The following is an 18201-nucleotide window of genomic DNA, read 5'->3' as shown; positions in this document are numbered from 1 at the left end:
CACTTATTCTGGTCGCCCCCGTACGAGAATCTGCTTTCCGTCCGGCATCCAGGACGCGCCCGAGACGATCGCCAGTCCGGTCGCCTGTCCGGGGAGGAGCCGCGGCACCGCCCCTTCTTCGACGTCGAGCATGTGCAGGAGCGTCTTCTTGGCGGGCGGAGACTGAGCCCCCAGGGCGATCTGCCGCCCGTCGGGAGACCAGCCGATATCGTTGTCGAAATACTGTGTTCCGTTGTAGTGGACCTGGATGTCGGGATCGTCCCCCGTGGTCCGGATGCTCACGAGCTCTCCCTGGCTGTTCGTCTTCATCGCCTTGAAGAGGAGCCGCCCGCCGTCGGGAGACCAGGCGGCGTTGTAGTACACGAAGGAGTACGGATTCTTCTCGGCGGGGAGCAGGGCCGACTCGGTCCCGGTGTCGACATCGTACGCGATGATCGCTTTGCCGCGTGTGAACGCGATCCGCTTGCCGTCGGGCGACCACTGCGCTCCCCAGCCGTCGCCGATCGTCTTGTGCGTCGTCCCGTCCAGGTTCACGATCGCGACGACGTTGCCGTTCTCGTATCGCGAGCAGGCGATCCGCTTGCCGTCCGGCGACCAACTCGGCATCAGCCCCAGGCACAGGTCGCGCCGCTCCTGGCCGTCGCTCGAGATGACGAACAGCCGCGAACGCGAGAGGCTTTCCGACGCCTTGTAGCCGTCGAAGGCGATCCACCGGCCATCGGGGGAGACGGCGGGCGAGCCGCAGTTCGGGAACTCCTTCGACTCGTGGATCTTGGTCCAGCGGGACCCGTCGGGGGTGACGAGATAGAGCGCGTCGGGGGGCTTCGGCTGGAAGGCGTACTCGTCGACGGAGAGCATCCCGTTGCCATCCCGGTCGAGCCGGCTGAAGTAGTACCGCCGGATCAGGACGAAGAGGTCCTTGTTGAACACGAACTCACCGAACGAGATCCGCTCGTCCCGGTTGGCATCCGAACGCGGCATCTGCCACGCCTGGATCATGTTCGCCTGCATGGTGAGCTGGTACTCGGACAGGCTCAACTGGCCGTTGTCATCGAGGTCGAAGCGGGGGAAGACCTGCTCTCCCAGGAACTGCTGCCACGGCGGGGTCCCCTTCTTCAGCTCCTCGGGGCTCACGAAGCCGTCGAAGCTGGTGTCGAGCTTCCGGAAATTGTCGACGACGTCGACCAGCCCCGACGTCGTGTTGTCCCGGAACTCGGCGAACGACAGGCTCCCGTTCTTGTCGAGGTCCGCCTTGTCGAACGTCTCCGGGGCGCGGGCCTTGTCGTGCCAGTGCGCCAGGAACTCCTCGCGGTCGATCCGGTCGTCCTTGTTGGCGTCGTTCCCGAGGAACAGGGCGTAGTTGACGACCTGGCCGGTATCGAGCCGGAGCAGGTCCCCCTGCGGCCGGCGGACCCCGAGCTGCATCGCGAGGAACCGCCGCGCGTCCTCGCGCCGCACCATGCCGTCGTTGTCGGTATCGACAAGGTCGAGGAACCCGGCCGTGAGCTGCGATCCCTCTTCGGGGGCGACGGAGTTCAGGAACCCCTGGACGAAGGGGAACTCGGCGACGCGGCGTTCCGGGTCTTTGTCCCAGTCGCCCCAGATCTCATCCATCGCCGCGACTGCCTGATCGAGAAGCATGTCGAAGGGATCGGGGACCGCGCCGCGCTCGGCGGCGGGAATGAGGCCGGGGATCGCCGAGAACTCCTCTTTCGAGAGGCTCCCGCTGGCGTCGAAGTCGAACAGCTTGAAGTCTCGGTCGAGCATCGCCGCCGGGCCGCCGCCGCGCTTCGCGTACTCCTCGCGGGTGAGCTGACCGCTGGAGTCGGTGTCGAGCTTGGCGAACGCTTCCGTGACGACACGGTCCGCCTTCGCCGCGGGAGACTCAGCGGCAGGGACCGTTGTGGCAGCAGAACGCTCCTGGGCCGGACTCGCGGCCGCGACCAGGAGGAGCGCCGACAGCATCGCTGGAGCGAGAGCCGGGAACGCTCGTCGTCGCTGGCTGGCGCTCGTCAACTCGAACCTCGTAGGGGAACTGTCGCCACTCGGAAGAAGGGACGGACGGAACGGCATGTCGCGGCCCCGCGGGCCCTCCCTGTCTGCTGCTGCCGGTCGCGGAGACGGCCGGCCACGTCGGTCGGCGACTCCGTCGATTCGGCTCTTCGCCCCCCCGAGCGGCGCGGGGCTCGAACTCCGAAACCCTTCTGCGAACCTGTCATCAGGGGGCTGACGCCCCCCGCTCGCCTATCGCTCTTCCATCGATTCCGCCACGAGACGATGCACGATCTGGCGGGCGTCGATCCCTTCGCTCTGGGCGGCGAAGGTCGTGATCATGCGGTGCGTCAGGACCGGCGAGGCGACCGCCTGCACGTCTTCCAACCGGACCATGTAGCTCCCGTGCAGCGCGGCGCGGGCCTTGGCTCCGAGGATCAGGTACTGCACGGCGCGGGGCCCGGCTCCCCACGAGACGAGCGGCTTCATCCAGGCGGGGGCGGTCGAGCCGTTGGGACGCGTCTTACGGACGAGTCGAGCGGCGAACTGGTAAATGTGATCCGGAACCGGGACGCGGCGGACGAGCTGCTGGTGCCGGATGATGTCTTCGGCATGGAGCAGGTGCGACAGCTCGGGGAGCGCGTCCCCCGTCGTGCTGCGGGCGATCTGGATCTCCTCCTCTTCGGAGGGGTAGTCGAGCTCGATCAGGAACATGAACCGGTCGAGCTGCGCTTCGGGGAGCGGATAGGTCCCTTCCTGCTCGACGGGGTTCTGCGTCGCCAGCACCATGAAGGGCGGAGCGAGGCGATAGGTCTTCCCGAGGACCGTGACCTTGTGCTCCTGCATCGCCTCGAGCATCGCGGCCTGGGTCTTCGGCGGAGCGCGGTTGATTTCGTCCGCGAGGACGATGTTGGCGAAGACCGGCCCGTGGACGAACTGGAACTCGCGACGTCCCTCCGGCGTATCCTGAAGGATGTCGGTCCCGGTGATGTCCATCGGCATCAGGTCCGGGGTGAACTGGATGCGGCTGAAGTTGAGGGACATCGTCTCCGCCAGCTTGCTGACGAGCAACGTCTTCGCCAGCCCCGGCACCCCCATCAGCAGCGCATGGCCGCGACCGAAGAGACAGATGGCGAGGCGGTCGATGACCTCCGCCTGTCCGACGATCACCCGGCCAAGCTCTTTCTTCAGTCGCGAATGGATGTCTCGCAGCTGGTCGATGTGCTTGACGTCATCATCACTCAGCCGTTCCGGCATCGCTTGCGACATGGATGATTTCTGCCCGGTTCAGATTGGAAATTGAGTTGCGGGGTCGAGCGTACAGGGCCTGCTGGGCTCCTGCAACGCGATCGAATGGACGAAAAATCGCCTCTCCGAGTTCCCTGAAATGGGCCTGAAGAGGCTGGACCGTTCCGTCTGAGGCCCGTTCCCGGGCCCGATTGTAGACGATTTGTCTCTGGAACGGAGGGACGTACGTTTCGGATTTCGGCCGTGTGGGCGCGCTGCAGAATTTTGTCCGCCCCGATCGCCTTGGATCCGCAGGGGACCTCGTCGGACTGCTTCCGGCCGATTCCGGATTCCCGGCGGGCTGACGCCGAAGAGTTGGCACGGCGCTTGCTTTTTCGTTGCCCAGACAACACGTGCTGCCAAAATGGCCTTGTTGTGGTTTGGATGCAGTTCGGCCACTCTGGCAGTCTTGGCATAGGAGACCATCGATGGTTGCGAATCGTCTTCCGTTCACCCCACTGACCCTGAACTGGCCTGCCAGCCCCTGGAAGCTTCTCGAAGCGTTTCAGGGGGAAGTCCAGAACCTGTTTTCCCACGTCAACACCGACAGTGCGGTCCGGATGTGGGCCGGCACCGATGTCGTGGCGATCGAGATCGACGCCCCCGGTCTGACCGAGGACGCCTTCGAGATCCTGCCGAATGGCCAGAAGCTCGTCGTGCGATTCAGGCATCCGGAGTCGGACCACAGCGGCGAGCGGGCGTTCCTCCAGGAGCGCGAATTGCGTCCTACCCGCTACGACCTCGCGCTGCCGTTCCCGGTCGACGCCGAACGGCTCGACGCGGTCTATCAGAAGGGGATCCTCAGGATCACCGCCCGTGCTCCGGAGCAGTCCAAAGCCAAGGTCGTGGTGCGGGCGGGGTAGTCCCTTCCGTCTACCGCGCCGGCCTGTTTTCACCCCGTTTTTCCACAGCTCCTCAGGAGATTCCGAATATGAGTCAGACGACCGATACCCCCATGAATGCCGCGACCGCCAATCCCGCTCCAGCGACCGCGCCCGCAGCGCCGGACAAGGCCCGTCCGGTGGCCCATGTCCGACCCCGTGTGGACATGTTCGAAACCGACAGCGGCTACGTCTTGCGGGCCGAGCTTCCCGGAGCCGATGAGTCCAGCGTCGAAGTCCGCGTCGAGCGCGACATCCTCACGATCTCGGCCGAGGTCGACCTGCCGCAGCCTGACGGCTTCAAGGCCGTGTACGGCACCGCCGGCCGGCGGCACTATGAGCGGGCGTTCAAGCTCGCCGACAACGTGAACCCGCAGGGGATCGACGCGACGGTCAAGAACGGTCTCCTGTCGCTGACCCTCCCCAAGGCTCAGCCCGCCGTTGTCAAGGTGGCGGTGAAGCGGGCTGAGTAGTCCGCCCTGATTTCTCCCGTCCTCGCCAGAGACCTTCGAGTTCGCTCGAAGGTCTTTTTTTGTTTTGGCAGTCTGCCCCTTGCGGCTGAGTGGGTGTCAAAATGGCATTGTGGCTTCTGTCGCGACAGCCTCGTGTCTAGCGCCAGTTTTCCGGGGTCAGCGTGACCGCCTCTTCGCCGTCGTCGCGTCGTAAGAGATGGACTGAGTCAAAGTTGCACCAGCCGACCCACTTGCCGTCCGGCGACACCTGCAAACCGCGGAGGTCGTGGATCGAACCGTTTCGGAGCGGGATGTCCTTCGTCCACAGCGTTTTCCCGCTCTCCAAGTCCAGCCGGGCGACGCGGTGGGCCGTGCCGACGCAGGATCCGAGAACGCAGGCCTTGCGATCCGGGGTCAGGGCAAAGCCGCTGACGGTCATCATTGCCGGCTCGCTGGTCCGGGTGGTCATGTCGCCGAGGTTCCACTGCCAGAAGAGCCCTGTTGGATCGCAGGAATCGGGAGTCGTCGGTACGCAGATCCCGCCCGCCACCAGGACCGTCTCGTCGCCAGCGGCGAAACCGGTGGCGAGTCCGACGGGGTCGCCCTTCTGTCCGCCGGCGGGCAGCGGCACCGAGGCCACTTTTTCCCAGGTGGCGGCTTCCACAACCTCTACCGTGGAACCGACTCCCAGTGCCATCCGCCGCCCGTCGCCCGAGAAGGAAACGCCCTGGATCGAGACGCCCAGGCGTTCCTCCGAGCGCAGCGGCTTTCTGGTCGCCACATCCCAGAGCTGCATCCGGCTGCCGCGTTTTCCTTCCGGCCCGCCGAAGGTGAACGTCCCCAGGAGCTGGTGGCCATCCGGCGAGAACGTCAGGGAGCTGACGATTCCCTTCTCCTCCGGGAACTCGGCAAGCGGTTCTTTCCCGCCGAGTTGCCAGAGGAGAACGCGAGAATCGCCCTGCACCATGGCCAGCAGGTCGGGCTGCCGGGGAGAGAACGCAACGGTTCGAAACCACTTGCGGTCCTGAGCGGGGGATTGATCCCCGGCCAGAGGTTTTCGTGAAGCCAGGTCGACGATCTGCACCGCTTCCCCGCAGACCGCCACCTTCCGGCTGTCGGATGAGAAGCTCATGCCGAGCAGCCAGTTCCGAAAGTCCTCAGCCGCTGCCGGGCGGACCGACGCCGCGACGGCCAGGAGAATCGCGGCACTGCGCAGAGCAATGCAAATCGACCGGACCATCAGGTGACCCCTTCCTGAGCGGCTTCGAATTCGACGTGGCCCCATTGGAAATCCGGCGCCTGACACGGCGGCCGGCTGGCCTCGCCGCCAGTTTGCCCCGCCGGGTACAGGGGATCCAGAACATTCCGGCAGAGGCAGGACCGCCCGGCAGTGCGACGTCGACCTCCCTGTCTTCATCTGTGTCGATCTGTGTTCCTCTGTGGTCCCTCCCTCCTCCTCGTCTTTGTGGTTCAAAAGACGGGACCGTGACGTCAGGGGCGACGGCTGGCGATCGGTCAGCCGGTTGATTCTGCGGCGGAACGCATTCAGAATGCTCGATCCCCGTCCGCGACGCCCCTTGCCGAGCCGGACGGCCGCCATTTTGGACAACGTCGTTTCATGCAAAAGATTGCCCAGGTCGCCGGCACCGCCGTCCCCCTTCTCCTCGACGACATCGACACGGACCGGATCATCCCCGCGCGGTTCCTCCGCTGCGTCACGTTCGACGGGCTCGGCCAGCACGCCTTCGAAGATGACCGGAAGCAGGACTCCAAGCACCCCTTTGACGACGCCCGCTTCCAGGGGGGGGCCATCCTCGTTAGCGGCCGAAACTTCGGCTGCGGCTCCTCCCGCGAGCACGCCCCGCAGTCCCTCATGCGGTGGGGGATCAAGGCGGTCGTCGCCGAATCGTTCGCCGAGATCTTCTTCGGCAACTGCACGTCGCTGGGGATTCCCTGCGGCGTCGCCACGCGGGCGGACCTCGAGAAGCTCGCCGCCGCCATCGAGGCCAACCCGAAGACGGAAGTGACCTTCGACCTCGTCGGCAGCCGCGTCCAGTGCGGTCCGCTGTCGGTGCCGATCACGATGCCGGCGAACGTCCGCGAGTCGCTGGTCACCGGTCAGTGGGACTTCCTCGGGCAGCTTCTCGACGCCAAGCCGCAGATCGAGAAGGTTGCGTCGACCTTGCCGTATCTCGCCGGATTCTCCAAGAGCTGAGGCTGGCCATGGACTCGGTCTTCTCTCGCCTGCTGACAGGCGCCGCCATCGTTGTCGCCATCGCGCTGCAGCTCTCCGCGGGTGCGAGCGCCCAGGAAGCGGGTGATGTCTCCGCCGGCGGGCCGGGACTGGTTGTCGAGGTTCAGAAGAGCGAACTGGCCCCCGCGCCGACGGCGGGCGGGGCGACGGTTCCGGCCGAGGAATCGCTTCAGATCGTGGGGGTCCTGACCGCCTCCCACATGTATACGACGTTCGGCTACATCGGCGTCACGGCCGACGCCCTCTCGAAGAAGGTTTATCCGTCGGAGCGGGTGCGGGAGCTGATGACCGAAGTCTCGGCGATGTGCGACAACGTCATCGCCCAGATGGGGCGGCTGGATCGCAAGAAGCTCTCGGAAGATGACGGCAAGGCGATTGACGAGATGATCTCGATCTACCGGCAGCTCAAGGTCCAAGCTGAGGCGCTCAAGACTTATGCCGGTCAGCGGACTGACAAGAATGCCGCGGAGTTCGACACTGCCCGGAAGACGGTGTGGCCGCGGATCGAGAAGCTGCTTGGTCTCAGCGGCGAGAAGTGATTGCGGCATCGGGGGAGTCGGAGGCGCGTGGCGACTGAGCTGATGTGTAGCAGTTTGTGAACCATAGAGACGGCATCGGCGTCGCCAGGCTTATCGGCCCAAGAACCGGGGTCCAGGGGGTACCCCTGGTGGGGAGTGCAGAGGGGCAACGCCCCTTTGCCCGCCGGAGGCCTGGCCGTCGAGAGATGTCTGAAGGAGTGAGTGTTCAGACGCGGACACGGTGCCGTATGCCCCCTCACCAACCCGCGGGGACTGCAAGGCGAGCGGTGAGTCCTCAACGCCGGTACCACAAGACGGACGTCCGTTGTGTACCACGGTTCCTCATAGAAATGCCTCCGGCGGCAAGGGGGCGTGGCCCCCTTGACCCCAGGCTGCCGTGGCACGTTGGGTTTGAGCTATGACGCTGTGCCGGCAAGGACGCGGTTTGAGCCAGCGGAACAAAACATCCCGTCACCCGTTGACTGACCACAACCCGCAGATCACCCCGGCAGAAGGCGGTCAATCGGCTTCCCCTGGCAGAGCGCAAGCGGACGGCCGATCGGCGTGATGATCTCCTTCGAACCGTCGACCCCCATCTGCCGCAGGATCGTGGCGTAGAGGTCCGGAACCTCGATCGGATCGGCCGGGATCTTGGCCAGCTTACCCGCGTCGTCATCGCGGACGTCCGGGTTCGTCCGGCCGATCAGCACGCCGCTCCGCAGTCCGCCGCCGCCGACCACGCACGAAAACCCGCTCGGCCAGTGGTCCCGGCCTCCGAGCGGGTTGATCCACGGCGTCCGCCCGAACTCGCCAATGCACAGGACGATCGTCGAGTCGAACAGGTCCCGCTGCTTCAGGTCGTTGACAAGCGTGGCGAACGCGGGATCGAGAATCACGGCCTGGGTTTTCTGTCCGTCGAAGTTGTCGGCGTGCGTGTCGAAGCCGTGGAGGACGACCTGAATCGAGCGGACTCCCTCCTCGACCAGCTTCCGGGCGATGAGACACCCGCGGCCGAATCCGTTCTCGCCATAGGCGGCGCGGAGCTCGGCCGGCTCGGTCTTGAGGTCGAAGGCCCGCAGCTGCGGCGACTTCATCATCGCCAGCGCCTCGTCGATGACGTGGCCGTGCATCGTCCCCTCGACCTGCCGCTTCCGCCCGGCGGCGAACGAGCGGGACAGGACGTCGAGCGACTCCAGCCGCCGCGCCTGCCGCGCCGCCGGAACCCGCTGCTCCATGTTCTGGAGGTTGTCGCCCGGGTTCGAGACCCGGAAGGCGTCGTAACGGTCCCCCAGATAACCGCCGCGGGGGACGACGAAGCCTTCACCGGTCGCGAGAACGATGTGCTGCGGGATCTCGACGCCTGGGGCGGGCTGCTCCTCGGTCAGGATCGCACCGACGGAGGGGTGCTGGACCGTCGGATCAGGGCGGTATCCGGTGAGCAGGTAGTAGGTCCCCCGCTCGTGGTCACCCTCTTTGGAGACGAGCGAACGGATCACCGAGAGGTTCCGCATCTGTTCCGCCATCTGCGGGTAGTGCTGCGCGATCTCGATCCCCGGAGCGGAGGTCCGGAGCGCCGTGATCCCGCCGGCGTTCCCCGACTCCGGGTGCGGATCCCAGGAGTCCATCTGGCTCGGCCCGCCCGCCATCCACAGAGTAATGAGCGACTTCCCGCGTTCCGGCCCGCGGCGCTCCGCGGCCCGCGGGCTGAGGCCCGGCCACAGGAAAGACACTCCCGTCGCGGTGGCGATCTGCAGGGCTTCGCGTCGAGTGAACATGGGAGGAGGGGCCAAGTATCAGGTGGCAAGTATCAAGTATCAGTCTGACGTGGCGGCTTCTGCAGAGAGGCGTGTCAGTGGTTCCAGCAGAACTCTGGGGCGTTGAACAGGGCCCAGAAGAGGTCCTGGATCGAATCCTCCGAGGGGCGGTCCCCTTTCTGAAGGTCCGGCAGCAGGACCGCGCTCTCTTCGGCCGTCGGGTGCCGCGTCAGGCAGATCAGGAACGCATCGTCGAGCAGCCGCTCGGGGGTGGTCTCCACCTGTCCGAGCCGGCCGGAGGAATTGAACGGCGAGGGTTTCGCGAGTTCTTCGGCGAACTGGCCGTTCATGGAGAGGAGCGCCTGCGGGATCGTGCTGGGCCGCTCCTGGAGCTCGGCGTCGCCCGGATCCCCGAACTCGTTGACGAAATCCCGCTCGCGGAAGAAGCGGATCGCCCGCGAGAAGAGGTGCGAGTTCTGGTCGATCGTCCGGATGGCGCTGCTCTGGACCATCGCCCCGATCACCTGCTCCGGCCGCAGCCGGATCAGCGGAAAGACCGCCCAGTGCTGTTCGAGGTCGTTGAGCCGGTCCGATTCCGCCTGCGGGTGGACCGACGACATCCGGAACGCCCGCGAGGCGGCGATGACTCGAATTGTCCGCCGCAGGTCATAGCCGTGGTCGCGGAAGTCGCGGGCCAGGAGATCGAGGAGCCGCAGGTCGTCCGCCGTGGCGGGATCGCCGGGGTTTGGGAGATCGTCGACGGGCCGGCTGGCGGCGTAGGGCTTGCCGAACATCAGGGCCCACAGGCGGTTCACCGTGGCCCGCGCGAAGCGTTCGTTCTTAGGGTGCGTGACCCATTCGGCCAGCCGGGTCCGCCGGCCCCCCTCGGCCGCCATCCATTCGGAGGAGAACGGCACACCGGGGGCGACGACCTTCTCCGTCGTTCCGTCTCCGTCGAGGACCTTGAACTCGCGGTCCTTGGCGTCGTTCAGGCCGAGCGGCGACAGGCGGACCTGCCCGTAACAGGCCGCGAGCTCCTCGAACTGGCTCTGCTTCCACTCGGCAAACGGGTGGTCGTGGCACTGGGCGCAGTCGATCCTCTGGCCCAGGAAGGCCCGGGCGGTCCGGGCCGCGAGCTTGTTGTAATCGAACTCGTCGTTGGCGTAGGCCTGCGTGAGGAAATTGACTTCCGGCTGGCCGGTCCAGACCCCTTCGGCGGCGATCATCTCCCGGACGAGCCGGTCGTACGGGACCCGTTTTCGGAGCGACTCGCTGAGCCACTCCACGAACCGGTCGCGGCGGAAGATCAGGAACTGGCCGGTGTCGACGCTCACAAACGCCCGGGCGAGGCGCTCCGCGAAGTAATCCGAGAACCGGGTGTCCTCGAGCATCTCCGAGACCCGGATCGCGAGCCGGTCCGGACTGGAATCCCCTTCGAACCGCCGGATCTCCTCCAGTGAGGGGATCGTCCCGTGCAGGGCGAGCGACAGGCGGCGAAGGATCGTCAGGTCGTCCGCAGCCTCCGCCGGCTCCAGGCCGTGGGCGGCCCAGAGGCGGCCCAGCTCCCGGTCCACCTCCTGGGCGACGGCGGAGACATCGGCGCCCGGCGATGCGAGAGCCCCGTCCGGTTTTCGGGCGACGGCGGCCACGGGACTGCGGACCGCCAGCGAGGTGACGAGAAACACCCCGGCGACGACCAGCAGCGGAAACGTGAATTTCTTGACAGTCATGGGGACGTCACCGGGGGCCAATTCCCCGCAATCTACCCGGAACCGGCCGCCGCCGTTTCAAACGAATGCAGGGCTGCCCATCGTTTCAGCAAGGAAAAGACCGTCTTTCCGTCCCGATTCCGGGGACCGCCGACTTTGGCTCCGCCCAACCTTGGCCCGCTCCGGACCGTTCTCTATTCTGTGCGCCCGTCGAGCGACACGCCGAGCGCGGGGCGTTCGGTCGCCACGAGAGTTCTCCGGCATCACCGCCCGCGAAAACCATGTGTGCTCAAGGCATGTGTTTTCGCAAGTTGTTGATGCGGCAAAAGAAACGCAGAGCATGCCCACAGTCACCATCAACAACCAGCCGGTTGAGATTGGGGAACAGGAACGTCTGAACTGCATTCAGGCGGCCCAGAAAGCCGGTGTGGAGATTCCGCACTACTGCTGGCATCCCGACCTCTCGGTCGTCGCCAGCTGCCGCATGTGCCTGGTGGAAGTCGGAGACAAGAAGCCCGACGGCACCGTGGCGATGCAGCCCAAGCTCGTCCCCGGCTGCCAGACCCCGGTCAAGGACGGGACCGTCGTCATCGCCGACTCGCCGAAGGTCAAGGCGGCCCAGAAGGCGACGCTCGAATACCTGCTGCTGAACCACCCGCTCGACTGTCCGACCTGCGATCAGGCGGGCGAGTGCGGCCTGCAGGACTACAGCTACAAGTACGGCCGCGGCTACAGCCGGCTCAACGAGCCGAAGAACATCAAGCCGGACAAGGACTACATCGGCGACCAGATCACGCTGTTCACCGACCGCTGCATCATGTGCACGCGGTGCGTCCGGTTCACCCGCGAGGTGAGCGGCACGGCGGAGCTTCAGGTGACAAGCCGCGGGACCCACGAAGAGATCGACATCTTCCCGGGCGAGCCCTGCAACAACAAACTGGCCGGAAACGTCGTCGACCTCTGCCCCGTCGGCGCGCTCTGCAGCAAGGACTTCCTCTACGAACAGCGGGTCTGGTGGCTCAAGACCAAGAAGAGCGTCTGTGCGGACTGCAGCACCGGCTGCTCGGTCGTCATCGACCAGAACCACGACGCCGTCTTCCGCCTCAAGCCGCGGTACAACCCGCAGGCCCAGGGAAGCTTCATGTGCGATGACGGCCGCTTCGGCTGGAAGTACATCGCCTCGGACAAGCGGCTGGAAGGCCCGGTCCAGCGGGACAACGGCGCCGTCCGTTCGACGAGCTGGGACACGATCCTTCCGGCCCTCCGCGAGGCGCTGGAAACGGCCGCCAAGCAGCGTCCGGAAAAGGTGGCCGCCGTCTTCTCGCCGTGGATGACGGTCGAAGAGGCCTTCCTGCTCGCCAAGTACCTCAAGACGCTCTCCCCCAAGATCACCCTCGCCGTAGCCAAGGCCCGCGTGGAAGGGGAAGACGATACCTATCCGAAGGACGTCCACGGACGCCCGGTCGATCCGGTCAAGTTCACGATCCGGGCCGAGAAGGCTCCGAATCGCCGCGGCGTCGAAGCAGTCCTGCAGCATTTCCAGGGCTCGATCGTTCCGGCCGGGGATGTCCTGAGCGGCGCGTTCGACACGCTGTACATCGCCGGCGGCGACCCGCAGGGGACGCTGACCGAAGCTCAGGTCGCGGGACTCGCCAAGACCCGGCTCCTGATCGTCCAGGACCTCCTCGCTTCGCCTCTGACCGACCGGGCGCACTACGTGCTCGCCGGCGGATCGTGGGCCGAACGGGACGGAGCGTTCGTGAACCACGCCGGCCTGATCCAGAACATCACCCGCGCCATCCACGGCCCGGAAGAGGCCCGTCCGGACGGACGAATTCTTTCCGAGCTCACAGGCCGCGGAGCCCTGTTCAACGCCCCCCGCGTGCGGGCCGAAATGGCGAAGGAGATTCCCGCCTTCGCTCCGATGGGTGAAGGGCAGCTTGGGGAGTATGGGGTCTTCCTGGCCGGCGCCCGCTAGGACGCGCCCGGGAGTGTTCGACGGGGCAAGCTAGCGGATGACCGACAGCGAGCCCGGTCGAGGAATTCGAACTGGCAGGAATTTGCCGAGACCATGCAAGACCTGATTGCCACTATCGTCACGATCTCCGTGCTCCTGGGAGGAGTGCTGGGGGCGGTCTCGTACCTCATCTACGTCGAGCGGAAGATCTCGGCCTTCATGCAGGACCGGATCGGTCCCAACCGCGTCGGTCCGATCGGGCTCTTCCAGCCGATCGCCGACGGACTGAAGTTCATCCTCAAGGAAGACGTGATCCCGGCGAACGTCGACAAGACGCTCTACCTGCTCGCGCCCTGCCTCTCCGCCCTGACCACGATGCTCGCCCTGGCGGTCGTGCCGTTCGGGCCGGTCGAGTCGATGCCGGAAATCCTGCGGCCCTGGCTGCGGTTCATCATCAGCCCGAACATCGATATCGGGATCCTGTTCGTCTTTGCGGTCGGCAGCCTCGCCGTCTACGGGATCATCCTCGGGGGCTGGGCCTCCAACAATAAGTACAGCATGCTCGGCTCGCTCCGCGCGAGCGCTCAGGTCGTCAGCTACGAAATCCCCCTCGGGATGTCGGTCGTCGGGATCGCCCTCCTGGCCGGGACGCTGAACCTCGAGAAGATCATGGCGATCCAGACCGACGGCGGGTTCTGGGGATGGAACGTCTGGACGCAGCCGCTCGCCTGCCTGATTTTCTTCACCGCCGCCCTGGCGGAATCGAACCGGCTCCCGTTCGACCTCGTCGAGTGCGAGCAGGAGCTCGTCGGCGGGTTCCACACGGAATACAGCGCGATGAAGTTCGCCCTGTTCTTCCTCGGGGAATACACGCACGTCATCACGATCAGCTTCCTGACCGTGATCCTGTTCTTCGGCGGCTGGCAGTTCCCCTGGATTGCCGATCCCGCCGGAAGCCTCTCGATCGCCTGGCTCCTCAAGCTAGGCGTGCTGCTCACCAAGGTGCTCGTGGTGATCCTGTTCATCATGCTCATCCGCTGGACGATCCCCCGGTTCCGGTTCGACCAGCTGATGGGACTCGCCTGGAAGGTCCTGATTCCCCTGGCGACCGCCAACGTCGTGGCGGTGATGTTCGTTCTCCAGTTCGGCTGGAACCGATACTGGCTGTTCGCCATCTCCGCCGCCCTGTTTTCCATCGCCGGCCTGATCTCGGTCAGTGCCACGCATGCCGAACTGACCCACGGCCGCCGCCGCATCCGGCCCCGCGCCGCTTCGGAGACCTCCGGTCATGGCCACGCCCATGCCCACTAAGGGTTGAAGTTGTTTCCGGGACCTCCGTACGGATGCGGTGGCCCGGCCGTCAGCCCTCCAACTGCGATACCGATTCCCATGCCTATCGACGCCAAAGATGTCACCTGGGTGGAAGAGCCGAAGATCGGCTTCTGGGAGGCCACGTTCCTTCCGGCGATCGTCGAAGGCCTCCGCACGACCGTCGGCCACGTCACGAACTACCAGCCGGTGACGGAGCAGTACCCGGAAGAGAAGCCGGAGCTGCCGCTGCACTACCGCGGCGTCCACCGTCTCAACCGGGACGAGCAGGGTCGGGTCAAGTGCGTCGCGTGCATGATGTGCGCTACCGCCTGCCCGGCGAACTGCATCGAGATCACCGCCGAGAAGGCTCCGCCGGAATGGCCCGACCGGGACAAGTTCCCGATGGAGTTCATCCTCGACGAGCTCCGCTGCATCTACTGCGGGATGTGCGAAGAAGCCTGCCCGTGCGATGCGATCGAGCTGACGCACCTGTACGACATGACCGGCTCGAGCCGCGCCGAGATGACCTTCAACAAGGAGAAGATGCTGGCCATCTTCGACGCGACGAAGGACAGCGGCAAGGACCCGATCCGGACCCGCCGCGGCAAGCTCAGCGGGACCTCGGAGATCGTCGAGCTCGCCACCCTCGGGCCGGCGACCTCGGTCGTCGCGGAAGACCGCTCGGCCAAGCAGGCGACGGCCGGCGTTATCAAGGGGACGGCGGTCATGGAGACCGCCTGGGAAAACGTCGCCGACAAGATCGAGGGGAAGGCCCCTTAAGTCGAGAGCCCGCTTTCCGGAGCGGCCTCTTCTGATACTTGATACTTGTGACCTGATACTTGGGCGACCGCCCCAGCCGTCGCCACACTCCATCCACCCTAGTCCATGAACATCATCCTCGACCACTGGCACCTGCTGCTGCCGCTCCTCCTGGGGGCGCTGGCGGTGTGGTGGCTGATGCCGGTCGGCTATCAGCGTCCGCGGATCGTCGGCGCCCTGGCCGGAATCGGCGCTCTCGTCGTCCTGGCGGACATCCTCACGCCGAAGAGTCTTGCCGCCGAAGCCGCGGTGGAGACCGTCCTGTTCTACGTCTTCGCCCTCGGCGCGATCGGTTCGGCCGCGCTGATGGTGACGAGCTCCAACCCGGTCTACGGGGCCCTGTGGTTCGCCCTCACGACGCTCAGCGTCTGCGGGCTGTTCGTTCTTCAGGACGCTCCGTTCCTCGCCGCCTCGACGATCGTCGTCTACGCGGGGGCGATCATCGTCACCTTCCTGTTCGTCATCATGCTCGCCCAGCAGGCGGGGGCGACGAACTACGACGGCCGGTCCCGTCACCCGGTCGGGGCGACCTTCATGGCCTTCATCCTCCTCGGGACGATGCTCTACGGCCTGCAGCTCGCGGGCAAGGACGTCGAACGGATCGGAAAGAACGGGCCGTCGGCGACGATGTCCCGCGTCACCGGAACCCGCAGCGAACTGACGGTTCCGAAGGTCGTGGACGGAAACGCGGCTCCGGTCGGGACCCTTCACGGGCTCGGCCGCGCCCTGTTCGGAGATTACCTCTTCGCCGTGGAAATGGCGGGAACGCTCCTTCTCGTGGCGAGCATCGGAGCGATCGCCATGGCTCCGCGAAGGGCGCAAGGAACACTATGAACACCATCAATGGCTACCTCGCCGTGGGGGCCATCCTCTTCACCCTGGGGGGGATCGGGTTCCTGACGCGGCGCAACCTGATCCTCATGATCCTCTCGGCGGAGCTGATGCTGCACGGCGTCTCGCTCACGCTGACGACGTTCTCCAAGCTGCACGGAAACAACGAGGGACAGGTCTTTACGATCTTCATCCTCACCGTCGCGGCGTGCGAGGCGGGACTGGCGCTGTCGCTGATCCTGAACCTCTACCAGAAGTCGCGGTCGCTCAACATCGACCTGTGGAGCCTGTTCCACGAGTCCGACCTCCCTGATCCGCTGTCGCCGGAAGAACGGGCCCCGCGTCCGCTTCCCGAGTCGACCTACGAGAATCTTCCGAAGCTCACGCCGGCCGGCCGGCCGCTGGAGCTGAGCCGCGGCGATCGCAAGGAGACCGCGACCAATGTCTGAATCGACGCGCGATCTCATCCTGTGGCTCATTCCGGGCGCTCCGCTGGCGGCGGCGCTCCTCCTCGCCCTCACCGGCAAGCTGATCTGGAAGTACAAGAGCCACCTGCCTTGCGCGGCGGCGATTGCCGTCTCGTTCGTCTGCTCGCTGATCCTCCTGTTCGACATCCTGCCGAAGACCTGGGCGCACGCCGGTGAACATGCCGAGCACGTCCTGTCGGGGCCGGTCGTCGCCGTCGGCTACAACTGGCTCGACGTCGGATCGGTCCACGTCCCGATCGAGCTCCGGGCGGACGCCATGACTGGCATCATGCTGGCGATGGTGACGGGCGTCAGCCTCCTCGTGGCGATCTTCGGATCGGGCTATATGCACCACGATCCGGGGTATCCGCGGTTCTTCGCCGCGGTCTCCGGCTTCGTCTTCTCGATGTGCATGCTGGTTCTCTCGAGCAGCTACCTGATGCTGTTCGTCTTCTGGGAAGCGGTGGGGGTCTGCAGTTACCTCCTCATCGGCTTCTGGTTCCGCAAGCCGAGCGCGGCCGCGGCGGCCAAGAAGGCGTTCGTCATCAACCGGATCGGGGACTTCGGACTGATCCTGGGGATCTTCCTGATCTGGACGACCTTCGGCTCGCTCCGTTTCGACGAGGTCTTCAACGCCGATCGCCTGCAGACGCTGGCGATGACCGATCCGCAGCTGATCACGACGATCTGCCTCCTGCTGTTCGTCGGAGCGATGGGGAAGTCGGCCCAGTTCCCGCTGCACGTCTGGCTTCCGGACGCGATGGAAGGCCCGACCCCCGTCAGCGCCCTGATCCACGCCGCGACGATGGTCACCGCGGGGGTCTATCTCGTCGCCCGCTCGACGCCGCTGTTCATGCTCGCCCCGACGGCCCAGATGGTGGTCGCCGCGGTCGGAGCGATTACGGCCCTGATCGCCGCCATCACCGCGCTGACCCAGACGGACCTCAAGCGGGTCATGGCCTATTCGACCGTCAGCCAGCTCGGCTACATGTTCATGGCCCTCGGGGCCGGAGCGGCGGGGAAAGAGTTCGTCGGCTTCGCCGTCATGGCGGCGATGTTCCACCTCTTCACGCACGCCTACTTCAAGGCCCTCCTGTTCCTCGCCTCGGGAAGCGTCATGCACTCGATGGGGGACGTGATCGACATGCGGCGGTTCAGCGGGCTGAAGCATGCCCTGCCGATCACGCACTGGACGTTCCTCTGCGGAGCGGCCGCCCTGGCGGGGATCCCGCCGCTGGCCGGCTTCTGGAGCAAGGACGAAATCCTGGCCGCCCTCTTCAGCGGAGCGACGCACGGCGAGCACCGGATGTTCTTTGCCGTGATCCTGGGGATCGCCCTCTTCACCGCCTTCCTGACCGCGTTCTACACCTTCCGCGCCTACTACATGACCTTCCACGGTCCGGAGCGGTTCCCCGAAGAAGCGGGTCACCATCCGCACGACGCGCCGCCGGCGATGGCCTGGCCGCTGCGGATCCTGGCGATCGCGGCCCTCGGCATCGGCCTTGCGGTCGGTCCGACGCACCTCTTCGGCGGCACGTTCCATCACACCACCGGGATCCCCGAGGGTGAGCATGGGATGAACTTCCTGATGATGGGCCTGAGCATCGTCATCGGGGTGGCCGGCTGGTTCCTGGCGAAGGTCCTGTACGTCGACAAGACCGACGTCCCGCAGACCCTGGCCCGGCAGTTCGGCCCGCTGTACCGCGCCTCGTACGGCAAGCTGTACTTCGACGAGATCTTCATGTTCCTGGTCGTCTTCCCCCTCAAGGGACTGGCGTACCTCTCGGAGCTGTTTGACAAGTACGTCGTCGACGCCGCCGTCGATGGCGTTGGAAAGATCCCCGGAATCCTCAGCAGCGCTCCGCAGCGGCTGCACGGCGGGTTCGTCCAGTCGTATGCGTTCGTGATGTGGATCGGCGTCCTCGTGTGCGTCGCGTTCGTACTCCAGGCCCTGGCAGGAATGTGATCG

At 65.8% G+C, this 18201-nt stretch carries 15 protein-coding genes; 10 read left to right on the top strand and 5 right to left on the bottom strand.

The window, feature by feature from the left end; all coding sequences use genetic code 11:
- Positions 1 to 3: 3 nt before the first annotated feature.
- Both VT03_RS06745 and VT03_RS06740 read right to left on the bottom strand, forming a co-directional pair.
- Positions 4 to 2016 (bottom strand): PD40 domain-containing protein, encoded by a 2013-nt coding sequence (locus VT03_RS06745; protein WP_197489224.1) that lies wholly within the window; start codon positions 2014 to 2016, stop codon positions 4 to 6.
- 228 nt (positions 2017 to 2244) lie between these two features.
- Complete coding sequence (locus tag VT03_RS06740) at positions 2245 to 3261, bottom strand: AAA family ATPase (RefSeq protein WP_075092288.1); 1017 nt, start codon at positions 3259 to 3261, stop codon at positions 2245 to 2247.
- Between the two features lie 446 nt (positions 3262 to 3707).
- Between VT03_RS06740 and VT03_RS06735 the strand changes: the two genes are divergently transcribed.
- Together VT03_RS06735 and VT03_RS06730 are read left to right on the top strand one after the other, a co-directional pair.
- Entirely contained in the window at positions 3708 to 4142 is a 435-nt protein-coding gene (locus VT03_RS06735) for an Hsp20/alpha crystallin family protein (protein ID WP_075092287.1), read from the top strand.
- A 68-nt stretch (positions 4143 to 4210) separates the two neighbouring features.
- Positions 4211 to 4633, top strand: a complete 423-nt coding sequence (locus VT03_RS06730; RefSeq protein ID WP_075092286.1) for an Hsp20/alpha crystallin family protein — start codon at positions 4211 to 4213, stop codon at positions 4631 to 4633.
- 136 nt (positions 4634 to 4769) lie between these two features.
- Here VT03_RS06730 and VT03_RS06725 read toward each other — a convergent pair whose 3' ends face one another.
- A complete protein-coding gene (locus VT03_RS06725) occupies positions 4770 to 5852 on the bottom strand; it encodes a WD40 repeat domain-containing protein (RefSeq protein WP_075092285.1) in 1083 nt (360 codons plus the stop codon).
- A 378-nt stretch (positions 5853 to 6230) separates the two neighbouring features.
- On the opposite strand from VT03_RS06725, the gene leuD reads away from it, so the two are divergent.
- Both leuD and VT03_RS06715 read left to right on the top strand, forming a co-directional pair.
- Entirely contained in the window at positions 6231 to 6827 is a 597-nt protein-coding gene (leuD, locus tag VT03_RS06720) for a 3-isopropylmalate dehydratase small subunit (RefSeq protein ID WP_075092284.1), read from the top strand.
- An 8-nt stretch (positions 6828 to 6835) separates the two neighbouring features.
- Positions 6836 to 7405, top strand: a complete 570-nt coding sequence (locus VT03_RS06715) for a hypothetical protein (RefSeq protein WP_075092283.1) — start codon at positions 6836 to 6838, stop codon at positions 7403 to 7405.
- Positions 7406 to 7884: 479 nt separating this feature from the next.
- Here the strand turns inward: VT03_RS06715 and VT03_RS06710 are convergent, their stop codons facing one another.
- Together VT03_RS06710 and VT03_RS06705 are read right to left on the bottom strand one after the other, a co-directional pair.
- Positions 7885 to 9159, bottom strand: a complete 1275-nt coding sequence (locus tag VT03_RS06710; RefSeq protein WP_075092282.1) for a DUF1501 domain-containing protein — start codon at positions 9157 to 9159, stop codon at positions 7885 to 7887.
- Positions 9160 to 9233: 74 nt separating this feature from the next.
- Positions 9234 to 10868 carry a DUF1549 domain-containing protein gene (locus VT03_RS06705; RefSeq protein ID WP_075092281.1) on the bottom strand — a complete coding sequence of 545 codons (1635 nt, stop codon included), beginning with the start codon at positions 10866 to 10868 and terminating at the stop codon, positions 9234 to 9236.
- 319 nt (positions 10869 to 11187) lie between these two features.
- Here VT03_RS06705 and VT03_RS06700 point away from each other — a divergent pair, with 319 nt between their 5' ends.
- The 6 genes from VT03_RS06700 to nuoL all read left to right on the top strand — a co-directional run bounded on the left by VT03_RS06700 (position 11188) and on the right by nuoL (position 18198).
- Entirely contained in the window at positions 11188 to 12825 is a 1638-nt protein-coding gene (locus VT03_RS06700; RefSeq protein ID WP_075092280.1) for a molybdopterin-dependent oxidoreductase, read from the top strand.
- A 93-nt stretch (positions 12826 to 12918) separates the two neighbouring features.
- Positions 12919 to 14115, top strand: a complete 1197-nt coding sequence (nuoH, locus tag VT03_RS06695; RefSeq protein ID WP_075092279.1) for an NADH-quinone oxidoreductase subunit NuoH — start codon at positions 12919 to 12921, stop codon at positions 14113 to 14115.
- Positions 14116 to 14193: 78 nt separating this feature from the next.
- The gene (locus VT03_RS06690; protein WP_075092278.1) at positions 14194 to 14895 is read left to right on the top strand and encodes a NuoI/complex I 23 kDa subunit family protein; all 702 of its coding nucleotides are present in this window, start codon (positions 14194 to 14196) and stop codon (positions 14893 to 14895) included.
- Positions 14896 to 15000: 105 nt separating this feature from the next.
- Positions 15001 to 15768, top strand: coding sequence for an NADH-quinone oxidoreductase subunit J (locus VT03_RS06685; RefSeq protein WP_075092277.1), 768 nt, complete (start codon positions 15001 to 15003; stop codon positions 15766 to 15768).
- Positions 15765 to 16214 (top strand): NADH-quinone oxidoreductase subunit NuoK, encoded by a 450-nt coding sequence (gene nuoK / locus VT03_RS06680; RefSeq protein ID WP_075092276.1) that lies wholly within the window; start codon positions 15765 to 15767, stop codon positions 16212 to 16214. Before VT03_RS06685 ends, nuoK begins: the two co-directional genes overlap by 4 nt.
- Positions 16207 to 18198: an NADH-quinone oxidoreductase subunit L gene (nuoL, locus tag VT03_RS06675; protein ID WP_075092275.1), complete on the top strand. Its 1992-nt coding sequence runs from the start codon at positions 16207 to 16209 to the stop codon at positions 18196 to 18198. Before nuoK ends, nuoL begins: the two co-directional genes overlap by 8 nt.
- Positions 18199 to 18201 lie beyond the last annotated feature (3 nt).

Origin of the sequence: Planctomyces sp. SH-PL14 (assembly GCF_001610835.1) — a bacterium.
In the GTDB taxonomy this organism is placed as follows: domain Bacteria; phylum Planctomycetota; class Planctomycetia; order Planctomycetales; family Planctomycetaceae; genus Planctomyces_A.
This window is presented reverse-complemented; position numbering and strand designations above follow the sequence as displayed.

Bases quoted from the DNA above. Each gene is read 5' to 3' on its own strand.
- VT03_RS06740 (WP_075092288.1), bottom strand. From the start codon at position 3,261: ATGTCGCAAGCGATGCCGGAACGGCTGAGTGATGATGACGTCAAGCAC.
- VT03_RS06735 (WP_075092287.1), top strand. From the start codon at position 3,708: ATGGTTGCGAATCGTCTTCCGTTCACCCCACTGACCCTGAACTGGCCT.
- VT03_RS06725 (WP_075092285.1), bottom strand. From the start codon at position 5,852: ATGGTCCGGTCGATTTGCATTGCTCTGCGCAGTGCCGCGATTCTCCTG.
- nuoH (WP_075092279.1), top strand. From the start codon at position 12,919: ATGCAAGACCTGATTGCCACTATCGTCACGATCTCCGTGCTCCTGGGA.
- VT03_RS06715 (WP_075092283.1), top strand. From the start codon at position 6,836: ATGGACTCGGTCTTCTCTCGCCTGCTGACAGGCGCCGCCATCGTTGTC.
- VT03_RS06730 (WP_075092286.1), top strand. From the start codon at position 4,211: ATGAGTCAGACGACCGATACCCCCATGAATGCCGCGACCGCCAATCCC.
- leuD (WP_075092284.1), top strand. From the start codon at position 6,231: ATGCAAAAGATTGCCCAGGTCGCCGGCACCGCCGTCCCCCTTCTCCTC.
- VT03_RS06710 (WP_075092282.1), bottom strand. From the start codon at position 9,159: ATGTTCACTCGACGCGAAGCCCTGCAGATCGCCACCGCGACGGGAGTG.
- nuoL (WP_075092275.1), top strand. From the start codon at position 16,207: ATGTCTGAATCGACGCGCGATCTCATCCTGTGGCTCATTCCGGGCGCT.
- VT03_RS06700 (WP_075092280.1), top strand. From the start codon at position 11,188: ATGCCCACAGTCACCATCAACAACCAGCCGGTTGAGATTGGGGAACAG.
- nuoK (WP_075092276.1), top strand. From the start codon at position 15,765: ATGAACACCATCAATGGCTACCTCGCCGTGGGGGCCATCCTCTTCACC.
- VT03_RS06685 (WP_075092277.1), top strand. From the start codon at position 15,001: ATGAACATCATCCTCGACCACTGGCACCTGCTGCTGCCGCTCCTCCTG.
- VT03_RS06705 (WP_075092281.1), bottom strand. From the start codon at position 10,868: ATGACTGTCAAGAAATTCACGTTTCCGCTGCTGGTCGTCGCCGGGGTG.
- VT03_RS06690 (WP_075092278.1), top strand. From the start codon at position 14,194: ATGCCTATCGACGCCAAAGATGTCACCTGGGTGGAAGAGCCGAAGATC.